Source organism: Pandoraea sp. B-6, assembly GCF_000282835.1.
GTDB classification, from domain to species: Bacteria; Pseudomonadota; Gammaproteobacteria; order Burkholderiales; family Burkholderiaceae; genus Pandoraea; species Pandoraea cepalis.
Genome location: NZ_KB290535.1, coordinates 44,890 through 65,877, shown reverse-complemented (window position 1 = coordinate 65,877; position 20,988 = coordinate 44,890). Strand labels below are relative to the sequence as shown.

The 20,988-nt window shown below is 65.0% G+C and carries 20 protein-coding genes and 1 tRNA gene; 8 read left to right on the top strand and 13 right to left on the bottom strand.

Translation table 11 applies throughout. From position 1 onward, the window contains the following. Position 1: 1 nt before the first annotated feature. The 8 genes from A985_RS0115070 to A985_RS25645 form a co-directional block, all read right to left on the bottom strand. A complete protein-coding gene (locus A985_RS0115070) occupies positions 2-922 on the bottom strand; it encodes a branched-chain amino acid ABC transporter permease (protein WP_017234233.1) in 921 nt (306 codons plus the stop codon). Next, entirely contained in the window at positions 919-1,791 is an 873-nt protein-coding gene (locus tag A985_RS0115065; RefSeq protein WP_017234232.1) for an alpha/beta hydrolase, read from the bottom strand. Before A985_RS0115065 ends, A985_RS0115070 begins: the two co-directional genes overlap by 4 nt. A gap of 159 nt (positions 1,792-1,950) precedes the next feature. Beyond that, positions 1,951-3,144 carry an ABC transporter substrate-binding protein gene (locus A985_RS0115060; protein ID WP_017234231.1) on the bottom strand — a complete coding sequence of 398 codons (1,194 nt, stop codon included), beginning with the start codon at positions 3,142-3,144 and terminating at the stop codon, positions 1,951-1,953. Between the two features lie 209 nt (positions 3,145-3,353). Continuing rightward, on the bottom strand, positions 3,354-4,349 hold the full coding sequence (locus A985_RS0115055) for an amidohydrolase family protein (RefSeq protein WP_017234230.1): 996 nt from the start codon (positions 4,347-4,349) through the stop codon (positions 3,354-3,356). A gap of 37 nt (positions 4,350-4,386) precedes the next feature. Then, positions 4,387-4,941 carry a 3-hydroxyanthranilate 3,4-dioxygenase gene (locus tag A985_RS0115050; RefSeq protein ID WP_017234229.1) on the bottom strand — a complete coding sequence of 185 codons (555 nt, stop codon included), beginning with the start codon at positions 4,939-4,941 and terminating at the stop codon, positions 4,387-4,389. Positions 4,942-4,986: 45 nt separating this feature from the next. Then, a complete protein-coding gene (locus A985_RS0115045; RefSeq protein WP_017234228.1) occupies positions 4,987-5,421 on the bottom strand; it encodes a RidA family protein in 435 nt (144 codons plus the stop codon). Between the two features lie 88 nt (positions 5,422-5,509). Further along, a complete protein-coding gene (locus tag A985_RS0115040; protein WP_017234227.1) occupies positions 5,510-6,982 on the bottom strand; it encodes a 2-hydroxymuconic semialdehyde dehydrogenase in 1,473 nt (490 codons plus the stop codon). Positions 6,983-7,173: 191 nt separating this feature from the next. Then, positions 7,174-7,740, bottom strand: a complete 567-nt coding sequence (locus A985_RS25645; protein WP_017234226.1) for an SRPBCC family protein — start codon at positions 7,738-7,740, stop codon at positions 7,174-7,176. 314 nt (positions 7,741-8,054) lie between these two features. Here A985_RS25645 and A985_RS0115030 point away from each other — a divergent pair, with 314 nt between their 5' ends. The 6 genes from A985_RS0115030 (at position 8,055) to A985_RS0115005 (ending at position 13,921) form a co-directional block, all read left to right on the top strand. After that, entirely contained in the window at positions 8,055-9,098 is a 1,044-nt protein-coding gene (locus A985_RS0115030) for a LacI family DNA-binding transcriptional regulator (protein ID WP_017234225.1), read from the top strand. A gap of 186 nt (positions 9,099-9,284) precedes the next feature. Beyond that, entirely contained in the window at positions 9,285-10,298 is a 1,014-nt protein-coding gene (locus A985_RS0115025; protein ID WP_017234224.1) for an extracellular solute-binding protein, read from the top strand. A gap of 55 nt (positions 10,299-10,353) precedes the next feature. Continuing rightward, positions 10,354-11,178: an ABC transporter permease gene (locus A985_RS0115020; RefSeq protein WP_017234223.1), complete on the top strand. Its 825-nt coding sequence runs from the start codon at positions 10,354-10,356 to the stop codon at positions 11,176-11,178. Continuing rightward, positions 11,118-11,999, top strand: a complete 882-nt coding sequence (locus A985_RS0115015) for an ABC transporter permease (RefSeq protein WP_369751581.1) — start codon at positions 11,118-11,120, stop codon at positions 11,997-11,999. The genes A985_RS0115020 and A985_RS0115015 overlap by 61 nt, the downstream gene beginning before the upstream one ends. Positions 12,000-12,042: 43 nt before the next feature. After that, positions 12,043-13,086 (top strand): ABC transporter ATP-binding protein, encoded by a 1,044-nt coding sequence (locus A985_RS0115010; RefSeq protein WP_017234221.1) that lies wholly within the window; start codon positions 12,043-12,045, stop codon positions 13,084-13,086. A 7-nt stretch (positions 13,087-13,093) separates the two neighbouring features. After that, positions 13,094-13,921, top strand: coding sequence for a phosphodiesterase (locus tag A985_RS0115005; protein WP_017234220.1), 828 nt, complete (start codon positions 13,094-13,096; stop codon positions 13,919-13,921). A 106-nt stretch (positions 13,922-14,027) separates the two neighbouring features. Here A985_RS0115005 and hmpA read toward each other — a convergent pair whose 3' ends face one another. The 3 genes from hmpA to A985_RS0114985 all read right to left on the bottom strand — a co-directional run bounded on the left by hmpA (position 14,028) and on the right by A985_RS0114985 (position 18,478). Continuing rightward, positions 14,028-15,230 (bottom strand): NO-inducible flavohemoprotein, encoded by a 1,203-nt coding sequence (gene hmpA / locus A985_RS0115000; protein WP_017234219.1) that lies wholly within the window; start codon positions 15,228-15,230, stop codon positions 14,028-14,030. Positions 15,231-15,544: 314 nt separating this feature from the next. Next, positions 15,545-17,116 carry a hypothetical protein gene (locus A985_RS0114995; protein WP_017234218.1) on the bottom strand — a complete coding sequence of 524 codons (1,572 nt, stop codon included), beginning with the start codon at positions 17,114-17,116 and terminating at the stop codon, positions 15,545-15,547. A 285-nt stretch (positions 17,117-17,401) separates the two neighbouring features. Further along, positions 17,402-18,478 carry a hypothetical protein gene (locus tag A985_RS0114985; protein WP_017234216.1) on the bottom strand — a complete coding sequence of 359 codons (1,077 nt, stop codon included), beginning with the start codon at positions 18,476-18,478 and terminating at the stop codon, positions 17,402-17,404. A 161-nt stretch (positions 18,479-18,639) separates the two neighbouring features. On the opposite strand from A985_RS0114985, the gene A985_RS29315 reads away from it, so the two are divergent. Beyond that, complete coding sequence (locus tag A985_RS29315; protein ID WP_017234215.1) at positions 18,640-18,780, top strand: hypothetical protein; 141 nt, start codon at positions 18,640-18,642, stop codon at positions 18,778-18,780. A gap of 38 nt (positions 18,781-18,818) precedes the next feature. Beyond that, entirely contained in the window at positions 18,819-19,448 is a 630-nt protein-coding gene (locus tag A985_RS0114975) for a DUF1415 domain-containing protein (protein ID WP_017234214.1), read from the top strand. Between the two features lie 192 nt (positions 19,449-19,640). Here the strand turns inward: A985_RS0114975 and A985_RS0114970 are convergent. Continuing rightward, a tRNA-Thr gene (locus A985_RS0114970) sits at positions 19,641-19,716 on the bottom strand. 203 nt (positions 19,717-19,919) lie between these two features. After that, the gene (locus tag A985_RS0114965) at positions 19,920-20,942 is read right to left on the bottom strand and encodes a class 1 fructose-bisphosphatase (RefSeq protein ID WP_017234213.1); all 1,023 of its coding nucleotides are present in this window, start codon (positions 20,940-20,942) and stop codon (positions 19,920-19,922) included. Positions 20,943-20,988: the final 46 nt, after the last annotated feature.

Sequence of the window (20,988 nt, the reverse complement as noted above, 5' to 3'; positions counted from 1 at the left end):
GTCAACCGTGTTTGACCGGGAAGAGACCTTGCGGACGCACAGCAAGCACGGCGGCCATGACAAGGTAGATGAGCATCGAAGCGAGCGCGGGCCCGGCGGTGTCGGCGGTGCTGCGCTCCATGAGGCTGCGCAGCAGCGTGGGCAGGGCAGTGCGTCCCACGGTGTCGACCACGCCGACGATCAGCGCCGCGAGAAATGCCCCGCGCACCGAGCCGATGCCGCCGATCACGATCACGACCATCGTCAGGATCAGAATCGGCTCGCCCATGCCCGGCTGCACCGACAGGATGGGGCCGGCCATGAGCCCGGCGATCCCGGCGAGAATCGCGCCCAGTCCGAACAGCAGCGAGTTGAGCAGCACGATGTTCACGCCGAGCGCGCCGACCATCTGGCGATGGGTCGACCCGGCGCGGATCAGCATGCCGATGCGCGTGCGGTGAATCAGCAGATAGCAGCCCAGCGCCACGGCCAGCCCCACCACGATGATCAGGAAGCGATACGCCGGATACGCGAGGCCGAACAGATCCACCGTGCCGGCGAGCCAGTCGGGCACTTCCATGTAATACGGCGACGGCCCCCAGATCATGCGCGCGAGCTCGTTGAAGAACAGGATCAGACCGAAGGTGGCCAGCACCTGATCGAGGTGATCGCGGTCGTACAGCGTCTTGAGCGCGACGAATTCGACGATCAGGCCGATCACGAGCATTGCGGGAACGATGGCGATCGCGGCGAGCGCGAACGATCCCGTATGGTTGTACACGGTGGCGGCGATGAACGCCCCGATCATATAGAGCGAACCGTGTGCGAGGTTGACGAAGTTCATGATGCCGAACACCAGCGTGAGCCCGGCCGCCATCAGGAACAACAGCACCCCGAGTTGCAGCCCGTTCAGGCACTGCATGACGAAAAGCGTCAGACTCATGCGGCCTCCCGGGGTAGCCCCATCAGGCGAAAGATGGCTTGCGTGAGCGGACTGGCGGTGTCGTTGAGCGTGAGCACGATATCGAAGTGATTGGTGCCGGGCATCGGGACATAATCACCTGCGAAGCCACGGGCGCGCCATGCCGCGAGATAGTCCTCGCTCTGGCGCTTGAATTCCGCCGTCTCGCTCTCGCCGTAGGACACCACGATCGGGCAGCCGTGCGCGGGCAGATGGAAGTGGGGGCTGTTGCGATGCGCGTCGTCGGCGGACAGCTTCATCCAGTCGTTGATGTGCGTGAACGGAATCGGCGTGAGATCGAACAGGCCGGAGAGCGGGGCGGCGCCGGCGACGACGTCGTGGGGCACGCCGTAATCGGCGTGCCAACCCTGAGCGAGCAGCATGCCCACGAGGTGGCCACCGGCCGAGCTGCCGCACACGTGGATGCGGCGGGCGTCGCCGTGGTGTTCGCCAATGTGCCGGTGCACCCAGGCCAATGCACGGCGCGTCTGGTCGACGATGGTATCAAGCGAGGCGCCGGGCGCAAGCGAATAGTTGATCGTGACGACCGTCGCGCCGGCGCGTGTGAAGGCGGGCGCCATGTTGCTCGAATCGTCCTTGCCGAGCGCGCGCCAGTAGCCACCGTGAACAAAGAAGAAGACGGGGGCGTCGGGGACCGGTGACGGGAAGATGTCGAGCGTCTCGTCGGGGTGATCGCCGTAGGCGACATCGAGGACGCAGGGCGTGGTCGCGCGGGCGTGCGCGCTCTCGGTGGCGTACTGCGTCAGGATGTCGAGAACGTTGGGCGTGGTGGCGCGAGCGTTGTACTGAACGTCCAGCTCGGCCTCGTCGAAATTGCGGTAGCGCTTCATAAACCCTCGATCGTGCTCAGGTACGGCTCGGGTCGTGCACCTGCAGTGCCGCCGGCCTATCGCGTGGTATCGCGCCCGCCCGGGACGGCCGGGCGGCGCGTCGGCAACGGCGGGCATCGTCCGCGTCGAACCGCACGCCGGCGATGCCCGCCCGTCGCCTTACGACTTGATCTTGCACTGCGCGGCCAGGTCGGCGCGCGTCTTGATCTGAATCTGCCCCTTGGTCGCGAACCGGGCGCCGTTGGCGTCCTTCACGACATCCACGCGGTAGAACTGCGCCACGGGGAACTGGTTGCTGGCGAACTTGAACGGCCCGCGCACCGACGAGAAATCGGCCGCCTTGAGTGCGGCGCGCAACGCTTCGCGATCCGCCACGTTGCCCTTGGTCTTCGTGAGGGCCGAGTCGATCAGGTTGGCGGCGTCGTAGGACTGCGCGGCATACATCGACGGCACGCGGTTGTATTTCTTCTGGAAGGCCGCCACGAACTGCTTGTTCTGCGCGTTGTCGAGATCGGGCGAGTACGGGGCGCTGGTGATGGCGCCGACCGCCAGTTCCTTGAGCGCGGGCAGGGTCGAGCCGTCGATGGTCGACACGGAGATCAGCGGAATCTTGCCGAGCAGCCCGGCCTGACGGTATTGCTTGACGAAGTTCACACCCATGCCGCCTGGATAGAACACATAGACGGCGTCGGGCTTGGCGGCCTGCAACTGGGCGATTTCGGCCGAGTAGTCGGGCTGGTTGACCTGTGTGTACACCTCGTCGACGATCTGGCCCTTGTAGTCGCGCTTGAAGCCGTTCACGGCGTCGCGTCCGGCCTGATAGTTCGGGGCCATCACGTACATCTTCTTGTAGCCCAGGTCGCTCGAGAGCTGGCCACCGGCCTCGTGCAGTTCGTCGTTATCCCACGACGTCGAGAAGAAGTTCGGCGAGCATTGCGCGCCGGCAATCGGGGTCGGCCCGGCATTCGAGCCGACCATGACCACGCCCGCATTCGTCACGGTCTTGTGAATGGCCATCATGACGTTCGAGAACGTCACGCCGGTGATGAGCGACACCTTGTCGCGCTCCACCAGCTTCTGCGCGGCCTGCACGCCGACGTCGGGCTTGAGCTGGTCGTCTTCCTTGATCACCTGCACCGGCACGCCGCCCAGTTTGCCGCCCTTTTGCTCGATGGCGAGCATGAAGGCGTCGTACTGATCCTGGCCGAGCGCGCCGCCCGGGCCGGAGAGCGTGCCGATGAAGCCGATTTTCACCTGGGCGTGCGCGCCGCTCGAGGCGAATATCGCCGCGCCGGCGGCAAGGGCGCCGAGCACGGCGATGGCTTTGCGTTGCGTGGTCTTCGTTCCCGTCATCATGGTCTCCAAACTTAGTTCCAAAACAGGCAAACACTTTCCGCAGAGGACTCGCGCCGGGAGACTTGACCGCTTCTTCACGTCGGTCATCGCAGGCCAGGCGCGTCAGACTACCTAAATTGTTTAAGCATCAAATATTTAAGTGCCCAGCGTAAACGACGCCTTTTACGTAGGCAAGCGATTTCAAAAACACCTCGGGAAAGCACCAGTTACAGGCCGAAGAACTCGCGGGCGTTCGCGGCCAGAATGCGGTGGCGAGCCACGTCGTCCAGATCGGGCTGCTCGGCCACCAGGCGGCCGATGTCCTGCTCGCCGAGCGGGAACGGATGATCCGAGCCCAGCATGATGCGTTCCGAGCCCAGGGTGTCGACCAGCAGGCGCAAGGCGCGCGGGTCGAACACGGCGCTGTCCACGTAGAAACGATCCAGATAATGGGACGGCGGATGCGGGCTGTCGGCACGCACGATGTCGCGGCAATGCCAGGCATTCTCGGCACGGCCCAGCAGATACGGGAACGCGCCGCCGCCGTGAGCGAAGCACAGCTTGAGCGAGCGGGGCAGACGCTCGAACGCGCCCGAGAGGATCAGCGAGAGGATCGAGAGCTGCGTCTCGGCAGGCATGGCGACGAGCCACGGCATCATCCATCGCTTCATGCGGCCGTCGGTCATCATGTCCCACGGATGCACGAGCACGGGGATGTGTTCGTTGCCGCAGTGCCGCAAGAAGGCCACGAGCTGTTCGTCGTCCAGGTCCTTGTCGCCGAGATGGTTGCCGATCTGCACGCCGACGTGGCCGCTCGCCTTGGCGCGCGAGGCTTCCGCGCAGGCCAGATCGAGGTTCTGCAGCGGTACTTGCGCCATCGCCTTCAGGCGCGACGGCGCGTAGGCACAGTGCTCGAGCGCCAGATCGTTCATGCGCTGCACCCAGTCAATGACTGCGTGCCCGTCGTAGCGATAGCCGAACATGATCGGCGTGGCACAGACCACTTGCAGGTCGATGCCGTGACGGTCGAGTTCTTCGACGCGCAGCGCGGGGTCCCACAGCGCGCGGTAGACCGGTCGGAAGGCGCGGTCGTCGATCATGATGTTGCCGGTCTCGCCGCCGTCGTCGATGCGCAGCCACGGCGCGGTAGCGGGGTCAAGGCGGGCCGCCTCGTCCCGCGTGATGCGCGGGAAGAAGTGGGCGTGCATGTCGATTTTCTTCATGACGTAACGGGTAAGGGGCTGGGCGCGGCGTCGCGAATCAGGCCGACGCCGGTGCCGTAGTCTTGGGTTGCGCGGCGCGGCCCGGGTGGATCTCGCCGCAACTCGGGCAGCGGCGCAGCGATTCGGTGCCGTAGAACGTTTCGAACAGCGGCGGCAGGTCGGTCACAATGCTCTTGAGCTGCACTTCCACACGATGAACCAGCGTGCCGCATTGGAGGCAGTACCACTCGAAGCCGTCGAGCAGGCCGGGCGGGCGCTGGCGTTCGATCACCAGGCACAGGCTTCCCACTTCTGGCCGCTGCGGCGAGTGGCGCACATGCGGCGGCAGCAGGAAGATGTCGCCCTCCTTGAGGTCGATGCGCTCCGGGCGGCCGTTGATCCACAGATTGACCCACGCGTTGCCCTTGAACTGATAGAAGAACTCCTCGAGCGGGTCGTCGTGATAGTCGGTGCGATGGTTCGGTCCGCCCACCACCGTCACGATGAAATCGCTGTCCTGCCAGACCTGCTGATTGCCGACGGGCGGCTTGAGCAGTGACGCGTGATCGTCGATCCAGCGCTGGAAATTGAAGGGCTTGCCATACGTCAACATGCTGTCTCCCAGGTCATGCGGCGTCAGGTGGAGTCTCGGGGTGCTTCAGCGCGAACGCGGCGCGTAGGCCACGCACTTGATTTCGATAAGCAGCAACGGATGCGGCAACTGGTGGACGGCCACCGTGGTGCGCGTCGGCCCGCTCTCGTCGAAATACTCGCCGTACACCGCGTTGTAGCCGCCGAAGTCGTTCATGTTCACGAGGAACGCGCCGACTTCGACCACGTCGGCGAGGGTGGCGCCTTCGCTGGCGAGAATGTCACGAATGTTTTCAATGACGGCGCGCGTCTGCTCACGAATGTCGAGCTGCGTCACGCCCAGCGCATCGACCTGCGCACCGGCGTAGGTGTTGTCCGGGCGGCGCGAACTGGTGCCCGAGACGAACAGAAAGTCGCCGGCGCGCTTGATGTGCGGGAACTTGCCGCGCGGCTTGGCCTTGCCGGCCACCACGCGGGCCTGCGTGTCTTGCGATGCGCTCATGTGTCGTCAGTCTCCGTTGTGCCTTGTTCTTGGGACGGCGCACGGGTGCGGGGGGCTCGACCCCCATCGATACCCCCGCACCGTCGCCTCACAGTTTGATGCAGATGTTGGTGATTTCGGAATAGAAGTCGAGCGAGTGGCGTCCGCCTTCGCGGCCCAGTCCCGAGCGCTTCACGCCGCCGAACGGCGTGCGCAGGTCTCGCAGGAACCAGGTGTTCACCCACACGAGCCCCGTCTGGAACTGACGCGCCACGCGATGCGCGCGCGACAGGTTCGTTGTCCATACGCAACCGGCAAGTCCGTACTCGCTGTCGTTGACGCGGCGAATCACTTCGTCCTCGCGATCGAACGGGGCGACGTGGCACACGGGGCCGAAGATCTCCTCGCGGACACAGCGCGCCGTATCGGGCAGGCCGGTCCAGACCGTGGGTTGGACGAAGGCGCCGTCGTCGCGGGCATCGCCGAAGGCGGGCACGCCGCCGCCGGTCACGACCGTCGCGCCTTCTTCCACCGCCAGACGATAGTAAGCGAGCACCTTCTCTCGATGTTTGCGAGACACGAGCGGACCCATCTGCACGCCGATGGCGTCGGGTGCGTCGATGCGCAACGCGGCGGCACGCTCGGCCAGCGCGGCGACGAAACGGTCGAAGATCGGTCGCTCGACATAGACGCGCTCCGAACACAGGCACACCTGACCCGCGTTGGTGAACGACGAGCGAACCACGCCATCGAGCGCGCGCTCGAAGTCGGCGTCCGCGAACACGACAGCGGCGTTCTTGCCGCCCAGTTCGAACGAGATTTCCTTCACGCCGTCGGCCACGGCCTTCATGATCGCGCTGCCGGTCCGCGACTCGCCGGTAAAGGTGATCGCCGCTACGTCCGGGTGTTTCGTCAGGTGTTCGCCGGCCGAGTCCGGGCCGAAGCCGTGCACGAGGTTGAAGACCCCGGGCGGCACGCCGGCGGCGTCCATCACCTCGGCGAGCAGGGTGGCGGAAGAGGGCGTTTCTTCCGACGGCTTGGCGACCACGCAGTTGCCCATCGCCAGCGCGGGGGCCACCTTCCATGTGAAGAGCAGCAGCGGCAGGTTCCACGGCGAGATGATGCCGATGACCCCGAGCGGTTTGCGCGTGACGTAGCTCATGACGTCGCCCCCGTCGGCGGCGCGCATGTCGTACATCTCGGTGCCGGCCGTCTTGACGAGATCGGCGAACATGCGGAAGTTGGCGATGCCGCGTGCGATGTCGAGGGTGCGGGCCTGTTCGACGGGGCGGCCCGTGTCGGCCACTTCGGCCGCGACGAAATCGTCGAAGCGCGCCTGGATGCCGTCGGCGATCCGATGCAGCACCGCGGCGCGCTCGGCGGGCGTGGTGTTGCCCCACGGCCCGTCGTGCAGGGCACGGCGCGCGGCGCGCACGGCGCGATCGACGGTAGCGGCGTCGGCTTCGCAAACCTTCGCGACGAGCCGCCCGTCGACAGGGCTGACATTATCGAACTGGCGATCGGTGGCAATGAACGCGCCATCTACGTAGTGCCGCAGCAGCGGCGGAGTCGCAAGGCTCACGAGGTCTCCTGGAGCAGGGTGTTTTGCGGGGTGGCGAGGGCGAGAACGCCAGGGCACAACCGCCGGATGCCCTCCAGTCTAGGCATCTGGCTATATAAAAAATAATGAAAACTATCGTGGCGTCTATTCCTGATTGGAATAGCAAGGGGCAGCAAGGAACAGAAGGGGGCAGCGGGGAACAGCAGCCAGGCTCAGTGGTGCGCGTCGTGGCTCATCCGTGCGCGCGCCTCGCGCAGGTCACGCGCCTCGCGCGCTTCGCCGATGGCGGCGGGCGGCAGGTCGGTGTCGAGGCACTCGACCAGATGGGCGTTGAGCAATGCCGCGAGACCTTCGCCGCCACGTCGCATGACGTAGTTGTGATTCCAGCGGAACAGCGGACGGGCAATGGGCGCGAGCTTGTTCATCCAGGCGCGCTCCGTATGCACGTCCCAGGCATAGCGCACCGCCGTAATCGGCCCTTCCGTGTCGAAGCGCCACACGCCGGTGCCCTCCAGCTCGCCTGACGCGACACTGCGCACCTCGCGCATCGGGTCGACGTGCGTGACGCGCGTCTCGATGGTGAGCGAGTAGGGCAGCGCACCGTGCCAGGTCAGCACACGCACCGCGCCCACGCCTTGCGCGTCGCCCGGATCAAACGTGCGCACGTCGCGCACGCACGGCCACCACCGTGCCCAGTGGTCGACGTCGCGAATCGCGTCCCAGACTTCGTCCAGCGGCGCGGTGAGCCGCCACAAGGTGAGGAAGTGATAGTCGTTCATGGCCGATCCCGGTCGTGGAGGGAGAGGGTGCCGTCATGCCCCTTCGGGCTGGGGAATTTCAGTATAGGCGGCATCCCGGGGGCCGGCGTGCCGCTGCTCATGTCGACCACGCCGGGCAATGCGAGCCAGGGCTGGACGGGCGAATTGCCGGCGGTGTCTGCCCGTTGTCGTTCCTTGTCATTTTTTGGGCGATGTCATGAATCCATCACATTGTCTCCATAGAATCCCGAAGTGAAAACGTTTTCGTAAACGTTTACATTTGCAAAAAATCCGTCAACGGCAAGTATCGACGGTACGACACAAGGGAGACGAGCGTGGCAGATATCCGGGACGTGGCGCAGCGCGCGGGGTGTTCGATTGCGACGGTGTCGCGCGCGCTCAATTCACCTCGGTTGGTGCGTCCCGAGACACTGGCGCGCGTGCAGGCGGCCGCCGCCGAGCTCAAATTCCGTCCCAATGCACTTGGCCGTCAGTTGCGCGGCGAGCGCACCGGACTGATCGGCGTGATGCTGCCCACGCTGGGCAACCCGGTCTTTGCCGATTGCCTGGAAGGCATTGAAGCCGCCATTGACGGCACGGGCCGACGGTTGTTGCTCGTTACCACCCAATACGACCCGGAGCGCGAGCGCAACGCCATCGAGACCTTGCTGCAACAGCGCGTTGATGGCCTGCTGCTGACGCTGGCCGACGCCGAGCACAGCGCGCTGCTCGACGATATCGCGGCGGAGGGCGTGGCGTGCCAACTCGTCTATAACGATGCGCCGGAGCGTCCATGCGTCTCCGTGGACAATCGGACCGCTGCCGCGCAGGGGGTGGCCATGCTGATCGAGGCGGGTCATCGCGACATCGTGATGGTGACGGGCGCGTTGCATGCTTCCGACCGCGCCAAGCGCCGCTATCTCGGCTACGGCGATGCCATGCAGGCCGCTGGGCTGACGCCGCGGCCGGCCTTTGAGATCGACTTCAACAGCGGGGCCCGTGGCGAGCGGGTGCGCGAATGGCTGGCGCAGCGCGAGCGCGACGGCGCGCGTCCCACGGCACTTTTTTGCTCCAACGATCTGCTCGCCCTTGGCGTGATGCGCGCCCTGCGCGAGGCGGGGCTGCGAGTGCCCGACGATATGTCGGTGCTGGGCTTCGACGGGCTGGGGGTGGGCGAGCTGCTTTCGCCGACGCTGGCGACTGTCGTACAACCGAGTGTGGACATCGGCCGTCACGCGGCGCAACGTTTGCTCGCCCAGATCGACGCGCGCGTCGGCGCGACGCCCTCGCACGACGCCTCACTGAGCCATGCGCTGATTCTGCCGCACGAGATTCGTCGCGGCGGCACGGTGTCGGCACCGCCGCGCCGGCGGGGGTGAGACGCGCCATCGAACGGTATTGCACGGTTTTGAAGGGAACGTAGTAGCAAGGAAAGCGGCCGACGACTGGCTCCGGAAAGAGAGTTCAGCGCCGGCCGAGGCAATCAGGCATCCGGGCATGAGGCCCGCACTTATCCGGCGGCACGTGAGTTCCGCCAACGCTCAGACATTCAGGAGCTTACCAACATGAAGCTTTGGATCACCCGCGCCGCCCGCACGCTGGCGCTGTTCACCCTGCTCGGCGCTGGCGCCGCGCAGGCCCAGCAGACGGCCATCTGCTACAACTGCCCGCCGGAATGGGCCGACTGGGCCGGTCAGGTCAAGGCGATTGCACAAGACACCGGCATTCGCGTGCCGCTCGATAACAAGAACTCCGGCCAGGCCGTTGCGCAATTGATCGCCGAGCAGAAAGCGCCGGTGGCCGACATTGTGTATCTGGGCATCACGTCTGCCATCGAAGCGGCGAAGAAGGGCCTGCTCGCGCCGTACAAGCCGGCGAACTGGGATCAGGTGCCGGCCGCCATGAAGGATCCGAACGGCATGTGGACGACGATCCATTCGGGCACGGTCGGCTTCTTCGTGAACCGCGACGCGCTGGAAGGCAAGCCGGTGCCGCGTTCGTGGGCCGACCTGCTCAAGCCGGAATATCGCGGCATGGTGGGTTACCTGGATCCGAGCAGCGCATTCGCCGGCTATGCCGCCGCGATTGCCGCCAATCAGGCGCTCGGCGGGTCGATGGACAACTTCGGTCCGGCCATCAGCTATCTCCAGAAGCTCAAGGCGAACGCGCCGATCGTGCCTAAGCAAACGGCGTATGCGCGCGTGCTCTCGGGTGAGATCCCCATCCTGATCGACTTCGATTTCAACGCCTACCGTGCCATCTACAAGGACCACGCCAACGTGCAGTTCGTGATCCCGAAGGAAGGCACCGTGTCGCTGCCGTACGTGATCGCGCTCGTGAAGAACGGCCCGCACCCGGACAACGGCAAGAAGGTGATCGACTACACGCTGTCCGACAAGGGCCAGGCGCATTGGGCGCAAGCGTTCCTGCGTCCGGTGCGCGCGAGCACGATGCCGGCCGAGGTCGCCGCCAAGTTCTTGCCCGCGAGCGACTACGCGCGGGTGAAACCGGTCGATTTGCAGAAGCTCGCCGCGCAGCAGGACGCGTTCGGTCAACAGTATCTGAAGAACGTGCGCTAAGCACGCAGGGTCGTTTCGCCCTGATGTTCAACGAGGAAGAGGAGCAAAACAAGCGATGCGTGACCTGACTCTGCCGCGCGGCTGGCGCGTGGCACTGCTGCTGCCGGCGCTGGCGGTCTTTCTGGCGTTCTGGCTGTTGCCAATGGCTGCCCTGGTGCAGGTGAGCGGCGACGGTCACGCGTTCGAGACCTATCGCGCCATTCTCACCAATGCGCGTTATCTCGACAGCCTGTGGCAGACCATCGCGCTCTCGGCGCTGGTCACCCTTGCCACGCTGGCGTTATCGCTGGTGGCGGGCCTCTTCCTCACCCGTCACGACTTCCTGGGGAAATCGGCGCTCGTATCGATGCTGACGCTGCCGTTGGCGTTCCCCGGCGTGGTGGTCGGCTTCATGGTCATCATGCTGGCGGGGCGTCAGGGGCTCATCGGCGATCTGTCGGCGAAACTCCTTGGCCACAAACTCGTGTTCGCGTACTCGCTCACCGGGCTCTTCATCGGCTACCTGTATTTCTCGATTCCGCGCGTGATCCTCGCCGTGATGGCCGCGGCGGAGTCGCTCGATCACTCGCTCACGGAAGCGGCCGCGTCGCTGGGCGCCGGGCCGTTCGCCATCGCGCGCGACGTGACGCTGCCTGCGTTGGCGCCGGCGCTGATCGCGTCGGGCGCGATGTGTTTCGCCACCTCGGTCGGCGCATTCGGCACGGCCTTTACGCTGGCGACCGATATCGACGTGCTGCCCATGACCATCTACACCGAGTTCACGCTCAACGCCAACGTGGCGACGGCGGCGGCGCTCTCGGTGGTGCTCGGCGTGGTGACGTGGGCGGTGCTCATGCTGGCCCGCAATTTTACGGGGCAGGCGGTTGCCGCCGGAGGTTGATTCGCATGCTCAAGAAAACGCTTTTCACGCTGCAACTGCTGCTCACGCTGCTGATGTGTGCGTTCCTGCTGGTGCCGGTGGGTATGTCGATACTTGCCGGGCTGTCGGTGAACTATTTCCGGGGGCCGTCGGCCGGCCTCACGTTCAAGTGGGTGATCCAGGTCTGGCAGGACTATCACGACGCGATTCTGAATTCGCTGTACGTCGGCGCCGCCACGCTTGTGCTGGTGACGCTGCTCGGGGTGCCGGCCGGTTACGTGCTGGCGCGCTGGCGCAGCCGCATGGCGCGCTGGATCGAGGAGCTGCTGACGTTGCCCATCGCGCTCCCCGGGCTGGCCAGTGCGCTCGCGCTGATCAGCGTGTATGGCGGCATGCGCGGCTTCCGCGAGAGTCTCGCGTTCATTGTCGTGGGTCACGTCATCTTCACGCTGCCGTTCATGGTGCGTGCCGTGGCGGCGGCATGCGCCGACGCGCGCATCAAGCTGATGGAGGAGGGCGCGGCAAGCCTCGGCGCGGGTTTCCTGCGGCGCTTCACGACGGTGGTGCTGCCCAACATCCGCAGCGAGATCGTGGCGGCCGCACTCATCGTGGTGACGCTCTCGCTCGGCGAATTCAACCTGACATGGATGCTGCACACGCCCGACACGAAGACGCTGCCCGTGGGGCTGGCGGACGCTTACGCGTCGCTGCGCCTGGAGATCGGCAGCGCGTACACGGCGGTGTTTTTCGTGATGATCGTGCCGTTGCTGGTCGTCATGCAGATGACGGCGCAACGGGCCAAAGTGTCGAACGGGAAAACGTCGGCGCGTGGCCGCACTTGATCCGGCGGATGCGAGTACGCCACCGAATGCTTAGGATATGACGATGAAACTGACTTCCATCCCAATTCATCTCGAACGCTGTGCCAAGACGTTTCACGGCACCACGGTGTTGCAGCCCCTCGATCTGACGATCGGCGCGGGCGAGACGCTGGTGCTGCTCGGCCCGTCGGGGTGTGGCAAGACCACGACCCTGCGCATGATCGCCGGACTCGAGCGGCCCGACGCTGGCGGCCGCGTGCGCTTCGGCGACGAAGACGTCACGCGTCTGCCCATCGAGAAGCGCCGCGTGGGGATGGTGTTCCAGAACTACGCGCTGTTCCCGAACTTCACCGTGCGCGGCAACGTCGCGTACGGCCTGAAGCTGCGAGGCCTGCCGTCCGCGCAGATCGACAAGCGCGTGAACGAGCTGCTCGACCTCGTGCAGCTCACGCCGTTCGCCGAGCGCGCGATCGCGCAGCTCTCGGGCGGTCAGAAGCAGCGCGTGGCGTTGGCGCGCGCGCTCGCGCCGGAGCCTCGCGTGTTGCTGCTCGACGAGCCGCTCACGGCCCTCGACGCCAAGCTGCGCGAGACGGTGCGCGCCGATATGGATCGTCTGCTGCGTGGCCTGGGGGTCACAACCGTGTATGTCACCCACGACCAGGACGAGGCGATGGCGTTGGGCGATCGCATCGTGGTGATGAGCGCGGGGCGCATCGAGCAGATCGGCGCGCCGCGAGACATCTACTACCAACCGGCCTCTCGCCATGTCGCCAACTTTGTCGGCACGATCAACCGTCTGGCCGGCGTGTGGCGCGAGGGACATTTCCATCTGGAAGGCGGACGTTTTGCCTGCCCGAATGTGCGTGCCGACGTGCAGGAGTTGTACTTCCGCCCGGAAGATGCGGTGGTCGTGCCGGCGGACGATGCAGCGCTCGTCGGCCGTATCGAGGAAGTACAGTTTCTCGGCGACCGTACCCGACTGACGCTGGGCGGCGTGTCCGCCGCGGGGTCGGTGCTGGTCGAAGTGTCCAGCCGTCGCGCATGCCGCGTCGGCGAACAGGTCGGGTTGTCGCTGCCCGCCGCCCATGTCTTTTCGCTTCACGGATAAACTGCCCATGCTGTTCGCACAAATCAGCGACCTTCACATCAAACGGCCCGGCAAGCTGGCCTATCGGCGCGTGGATACCGCCGCCTATCTCGAACGCTGCGTGGCGCGTCTGAATACGCTGGTGCCGCGTCCCGAATTCGTTGTGCTGACGGGCGATCTCGTCGATTTCGGTGCGCGCGAGGAATATGAGCACCTGCGTCGTTTGCTCGCGCCGTTGCAGATCCCGTACTACCTCATCATCGGCAATCACGACGGTCGCGACGCACTGCGCGAGGTGTTTCCCGAGCACACGTATCTCGGCGAGCCGGGCAGCTTCGTGCAGTACACGGCGACGCTCGGCGCGCTGCGGCTCGTGGCGCTCGATACGCAGGACCCGCCCAACGGCGGTGGGCGCTTGTGCGACCAGCGTCTGCAATGGCTCGAAGCGGCGCTCGCCAGCGATACCGCCACGCCGACGGTGATCGCCATGCACCATCCGCCTTTCGCGTGTGGTATCGAGCACATGGATGCTCAGGCGCTCGATGCCGCCGATGCGGCGAAGCTCGCCGACGTGGTGCGCCGTTTCGACAACGTCGAGCGATTGATTTGCGGTCACGTGCATCGGCCGATTCATACGCGCTTTGCCGGCACAATTGCGAGCGTATGCCCGTCACCGGCCCACCAGGTCGCGCTCGATCTGCGCGAGGGCGGACCGTCCGCGTGGGCGCTCGATCCGCCGGCGTTCCAACTGCATCGATTCACGCCGCAGATCGGACTGGTCTCGCATCTGGCCTTCGTCGACGATGCGGGCGGCTCGCATCCGTTCTATGACGCCTCGGGCGCCTTGATCGACTGAGGTGTCATCGGCGGCGGCCCGCGCGGCGGGGGCACTGCATCTCGATGACAAAACGACACGAGGCCCCCAGATTCGGGGGCCTCGTGTCGTTTACCGCGGGGCTGGATCAGAGCAGGTGATCGAGCGCGTCCGGACCGAAGACTTCACGATGCAGACGCTCAGCCGGCACGCCGGCGTCGCGCAGGGCGCGCCATTGCGTCTGCATGAACGGCACCGGGCCGCACAGCAGGTAATCGGCGTTGGCAGGCAGTGTGAGGCGCGAGATGTCCATGCGGCCGGCGTAGCTGTAGTCGGCGCCTTCGCGTTCGTGGCTTTGCGGCGTTTCGAAGAACGTCGCCACGCGCAGGTTGGGCAGTTGCGTAGCCGCGAACGTCAGGTGACGGCGCAGAGCGACATGCGAGCCGTGGCGGGCGGCATGCGCGAACAGAATCTCGCGGCGCGACCCCTTGGCCGCCAGCGCGGCGACCATCGACATCATCGGCGTAATACCGACGCCGGCGCTGAGCAGCACGAGCGGACGAGCCTCGTCGAGCGACGTCGTGAACTCGCCGTACGGCGCGCTCACGAGCAGGCGGTCGCCGGCCTTCACATTCGCGTGCAGCCAGTTCGAGACCTGACCGGCCGGCTTCGTTTCGTCGGCGGCCTCCGCCTTGACGGTGATGCGCCAGTGCGCGGCTTGCGGTGCGTCGGACAGACTATATTGACGGCGTTGTTGCAAGCCATCCGGCAGCGTCACCGAGACGCTCACATATTGTCCCGGGGAGAACTCACCCGGCGAGCCACCTTCGGGCGTGGTCAGGTAGTACGAGACGATGTGATCCGTTTCGCGGTCGACATCGGCCACCACCAGTTCGCGCAGCGCGCCCAGCGGCGAGTGCGTGCGTTCCGACAAACGGGCTTCGGCCGCGATCAGTTCGCCGGCGAGCAGCCAGTAGGCTTCGTCCCACGCGGCGATCAGTGCGGGCGTGGCGGCGTCGCCCAACACGTCCTTGATGGCACCGAGCAAATGGCGGCCAACGATCGGGTAATGCGACGGCGTGATGCCGACCGACACGTGCTTGTGCACGATACGCTCTAGCACCGGCCCAAGCGCTGCGGCGTTGTCGATGTTCGCGGCGTACGCGAACACGGCCGAGGCGAGCGACTGTTGCTGCGCGCCACTGGCTTGATTGCCCATGTTGAAGAGATTGCGCAGCTCAGGATGGGCTTCGAACATGCTTGCGTAGAAGTGGCGCGTGATCGCAAGACCGTGCTCGCGCAAAACCGGAACACTCGCATCGATGTAGGGGCGGGAAGCTGCGGAAAGCATGGCAAAAACTCCTGAGTTTGTAAGATGCAATTCATATGCATCTTTTTTGTCGCACTTGTGGGTATTCCATCAGCACCGCCGGATCTCATTGTGCGGAAGATTCTCGGTGCGGCATTCGGTCGCCGGTGTCCCAGGGCTCACAACACGACCATCTCTTTAGGGACCCGGCGAGCGCATTATAAGATGCAAATTAAATGCATGTTATGGGGATGCGACGTAATGTCGCATCGTCGCGACGGGCTGTCGCGCGATCGACACGGCCGAAGCGCCCGATCCGCCCGAAGCGCGCGATCCGCCGCATGTTGGGGCGCGCGCTATTGCCGTTGGGCGACCTTCTGTCGCGCGCTGTTGCGCGTCTCGGAGACGAACGCGAAGCTGGCCCGCACGAACCGGGTGCGCTCGGTGCTCAGGAACGAGAGTGCCGTATTTCCGCATCGATTGGGCCGGGTGGGATCGCCACCATACCGCAACGCTGTGCTCAGCATGTAGTCGGCCAGGATGGCGCTCTCACGCGTGCGGGTCGCGCCCGCCAGGGCGTGAATGAGCGTATTGCCGTCCGGCCCGCAGGCGTTGGCGTTCGGGTGGAGTGCGAGCAGCACTTCGGCGGCGCCGCAGTATCCCTGTCGGGCCAGCCACAGGACCGGGGGCGTGCCGTCGGTATGTCGTTGCCCGATGTCGACGCCGTCGCGCTGGAGCGACATCCCCAACTGGAAGATCGATTCGTGCGGCAGCAAGGGGTCGTGCCCCTGCGCGATGAGTCGATGCGCCTCGGCGGCCACGGCAATGACGAAGGGCGGTACATGACGGTTGGCGTTCTGGGCACCCGGCGCCGTGGAGGCCGACACGCCACGCCTTGCCCGCTCGCGAGCTTGCGCAATCATCGTCTGATTGAGCCGCAGGTACTGCGCAAGGCCGTCGCGAAGCAGTGCGCACGGCGTCGTGCCTTCCCGGTTGGGTTCGGCGGGATCGTGGCCGAATCGCAAGGCGAGGTTGAGCAGGAAAAAGGCGGAGACGGCGTGTTGCCGGAGGTGCGTCACGGCCGCGAGATAGTGCATGAGCGTATTGCCGTTGCGGTCGGGATGACTACCGCCCGCGCCGAGCGAAAGCAGGGCCTCTGCCGCGGCGCAATAGCCGTTCAGCGCGAGCAGCATGGCAGGGGGGGATCCGGTGCGGGAGCGCTGCGACAGATCGGCGCCATGTGACTGGAACATCGCGCCAAGTTGCTGATACGACACATGCGGGACGAGCAAATCGTGGCCCTCCGCATAGAGACGTTGGGCCTGGGCCGCCAGGGCGGTGGCCACGAGCGGCACACCGTTGACGGTGCGTTGATTGACGTCGGCGCCGTAGTTCAGCAGTGACGGCAACCATTCGGGCGCGACCTGGCTGCACACATGCGAGAGCGGGAGATGGACATCGCCCGCGACTTCGGACGCCGCGACGTCGTTGGTCGTGTCACGGCCGCAGGCGACGAGCACCCGGAGCGCCGCGGCGAGCGTCCCTGTCAGCTCGGCGGGGGCGTTCAGGATCGAATCGACAAACACGCTGAGGTAGCCCGATGGCGACGCGGCAAAACGGAGCCAGAGCCGCAGTCCTTCGTCGCTCAACAGCAAGGCGGCGTCCTCGGGGCGTAACCGGTCACGTCGTGTCCGGTCGATGAAGATGCCGGCTTCGTCGAGTTTGGCGAGGGTGCGGTCCTGCGCTGCCGTGCAGAACAGCGTGGCCATCGAAAAGGCCAATTCCTCGGGGCGGGACGCGCCGGAAATCAGGCAACTGTCGCGTAGCTCCCGGCCTGCCGTCGTGTTCAGGTTCATCAGTATTTCCCATGCCTGCTGCGGTGAGCATTGGCCGTCTTGTTTGGCGATCAGCAGGCGATCGAGCGTCATGTCGGACAGCGCCGAGGAGGCGGTGGCGACTGAACCGCTGGGGCCGATGTCAGAGGGCTTGGGCTGTGCTGCGGGACTCAGGCAAGCGGCCCCGCTACAAGCGGACGGCGTGGCCAGTGGTGATTGAGGCATGGAGAATAGGAGTGCAAAGCAATATGGGGGTGCGCATGTCGAGGCAAGCGCGATGCGGCAAGCCGCCGTCGCGCGACGCCATGTCGCATGGCGATGGCCGCCGCGCGACGGCGTGCGCGCCGGAGGACGGCGGAACTCGGGCCGGTGCGCGAACTAGATCAGTGCGCGAATCCGTCGAAGCGCCGTGGTTCTGACGGTGTCGAGGTGCTGATCGCCGATCTGAGGGGCGGCGGGCAACGGTTCGGGGATCCACGAGCGCGGCGTTTGTCCTGCATGGTTGGCTCGGGTCATGTCGCCGCCGTAGCCGGACGCGACGACGAGGGCGTGTCGCGCGAGGCACGCGCAGTCGATCTTTACCGGGTCGTCCTGCAGGCGAACGATGTACGCGAGATGGTGCATCAGCGTGTTGCCGTTCCGGTCGGGGGCGTTCGGATCGGCGCCGGCGGCGAGCAGGGCTTCGGCGGCGCCGCAGAGCCCGTGGAGCGTGAGCAGGGCCGGCCCGGGCATACCATCGCGATTCGATTGTGCGAGATCCGCGCCTTGGCGCCTGAGCAGTTGTGCGAGTTGGTGCAGCGAGTCGTGCGGATCAAGGGGATCGTGATCGGCGGTGTACAGGCGAAGCGCTTGCGCGCGCATGGCGACCACCGTCAGCGGCATGCCTTGGTCGTTCATCTGCTCGGGGCACGCACCGAGTTGGAGCAGGCGGCGCAGCCATTGTGGGGCGGTCTGGCTGCACAAATGCGCGAGGGGATTGCGAGGGGCCGTGGCGGTCGGGTTCGCGGGTGTGGCGTCGGTCTTGTCGCGCCCGACCGCCACCAGCACGCGAAGGATCTTGTCGATGCGCGCGCGGCTTTTGGTGGTGGCTTCGCCGAAGACGTCGGAGCCGTCGAACACGCTCAGATAGCAGGTCGGCGACGCGGCGTATTGCAGCCAGAGTTTCAGGCCTTCGTCGCTTCGCAGCAGGGCGGCGTCGTCGGCGCGAAGTTGCCGGGCGCGGGCCGGTACGAGGAAGATGCCCACGTCAATCAAACGATCCAGCGTGCGCTCCTCCTCGGGCGTGTTGAGCAGGGTTGCCATTTGGAGGAACAATGGTCCGTTGGGGGAGGCGCTCTCGCAAGCGAGTCGTAGTTCGCGACCCGCATCGGCTTGGGGATCGACTATCGCACGCCAGATATCCTGCGTGCGATAGTCGCGCGACCGGCTTGCCGCGAGCAGTTGACTGAGTGTCATGCTCGCCAATGACGCTGTGTCGCGATGGTGGATACGCCGCACGGCCCCATTTTCGGCGGAGGGCGGAGCAGGCGAGAGAATTTCGGGCGTGCTGGCGGCGGGAGACGGGATGGACGACGGACCGGGCATAGTCGTTGGACGCGTGGCGGTGGGAAAACCGCATGGTGGCGCAGATGCCGTCGGGCCGTTTTGGCATTCGTGCCCCTGAATTATCGATGCTGAGCATGCTGGCGGACATGCGTGTTGGACGCGGTGGGAATTACAATGCGGTATTCATGATGAATCGCCAAGTGCCCGTATGACGCAGAAGACCTTTCCCGTCCCTGACACCACACCCCCCATGGCGCAAGCGCAAGCGCAAGACCATGAGGCTGTGATCGCGGCGACGCGTCATTGGCTCACGCGTGCGGTGATCGGGCTGAACCTTTGCCCGTTTGCGAAGGCGGTGCACGTGAAGGAGCAGATTCGCTACGTCGTGAGCGCCGCGCGCGACATGGAAGGGACGTTGCTCGATCTCGAACGCGAGTTGCAGTGGTTGGCGCAAGCCGATCCACAAGCCGTGGACACGACGCTGCTGATCATGCCGGGTGCGCTGCTCGATTTTCACGAGTACAACGACGCGCTGTTCTTCGCGCAGCGCATGCTCAAGTCGTTGCATCTCGAGGGCGAACTACAGATCGCGAGTTTTCATCCGGACTATCAATTCGAAGGTACCGCGCCGGACGACGTGGAAAACTACACGAACCGCGCGCCGTATCCGATATGGCATTTGCTGCGCGAGTCGAGCATCGATCGCGCAGTCGAAGCGTTCCCCGAGGCCGAGATGATCTTCGAGCGCAACGAAGCGCTCATGCGGCAGATGGGCGTGGCGGGCTATCACGCGTGGATGGCGCAGGCGGCGGAAGATGAAGATGGGGCGAATGATAATGCGGTCGATGGCGCGGCCGACGGCAGCCAAGCGAAGCGCTGAACCGCGAGGCGATCGCTCGCGTCCCGGTCGTGGTGTGGTGTGGCGGGAGGCCTCGTTATGCCCCTAAAAATGCCCTCGGATGGGGCGAGAATAGGGGGGCATGGCGTCCCAATTGCGAGAAAACAAAAAACCCGCAAAGCTAATGCTTATGCGGGTTTTGAGGACTTCGTCGTACCCAACGATTTAAGTCGCTGGTGCCGGAGAGAGGAATCGAACCCCCGACCTTCTCATTACGAATGAGCTGCTCTACCGACTGAGCTACTCCGGCGCTGCGAAGAAGTGAGATAATAGCAGACTTTGCCCGTTTGTCACTACCTTTTCCAAAGATTTTTTACTGTCTTTGCGTGAGTTACGCGTAAATCTTTGAAATCTCAGACATTCGGCGCTTTCGTCGTCGCGAGGCATTTTTCCCAATCATGGGCTCGCGTCATGCGGCCTTCGCAACGACGATCCATCCGCCTTGATTCCGCTTCATTCGCCCTGTTTCGTACCCGCTTCCAGGTGATAGCCCGTCACGCGCTCGACTTCATGCTTCGAGCCGAGGAACACCGCCACGCGCTCATGCAACTTTTGCGGTTGAATTTCCAGAATGCGCTGCACGCCGTTCGTCGCCGCGCCACCCGCCTGTTCGACCAGGAAGCTCATCGGGTTCGCTTCATACATGATGCGCAGCTTGCCGGGCTTGTCCGGATCGCGCTTGTCGGCCGGGTACATGAACACACCGCCGCGCGTGAGAATGCGATGCACGTCGGCCACCATCGAGGCGATCCAGCGCATGTTGAAGTCCTTGCCGCGCACGCCTTCCTTGCCTTGCAGCAGCTCGTTGATGTAACGCTGCACCGGCGCATGCCAATGACGCTCGTTCGACATGTTGATCGCGAACTCCTTGGTGTCCTCCGGAATGCGCATGCCTTCCTGCGTGAGCACCCACGACCCCATCTCGCGATCGAGCGTGAAGCAGTTCACGCCGTGACCCGTTGTCAGCACCAGTACCGTTTGCGGGCCATACACCGCGTAACCGGCCGCGACCTGTTGCGTGCCCGGTTGCAGGAAGTCCTTCTCGGTCGGATCCGTCACGCCGTCCGGACAACGCAGCACCGAGAAAATCGTGCCGATCGACACGTTCACGTCGATATTTGACGAGCCGTCGAGCGGATCGAACATCAACAGATACTCGCCCTGCGGATAACGGTTCGGAATATGGAAGACGTCTTCCATCTCTTCCGATGCCATCGCCGCCAGATGACCGCCCCATTCGTTCGCTTCGAGCATGATTTCGTTGGAGATCACGTCGAGCTTCTTCTGCACTTCACCCTGGACGTTTTCGCTGCCGGCGCTGCCCAGCACGCCGCCAAGCGCGCCCTTGGACACGGCATGGCTGATCGACTTGCACGCGCGCGCGACCACTTCGATCAGCAGGCGCAGCTCAGCAGGAATATTGTCGAACTCCCGCTGCTGTTCGATGAGATATTGGGTAAGGGTCTTGCGCCGCATGTGGGCCTCCGGAAAAGCAAAAAAGCGTACCGATTCGAGATGGACG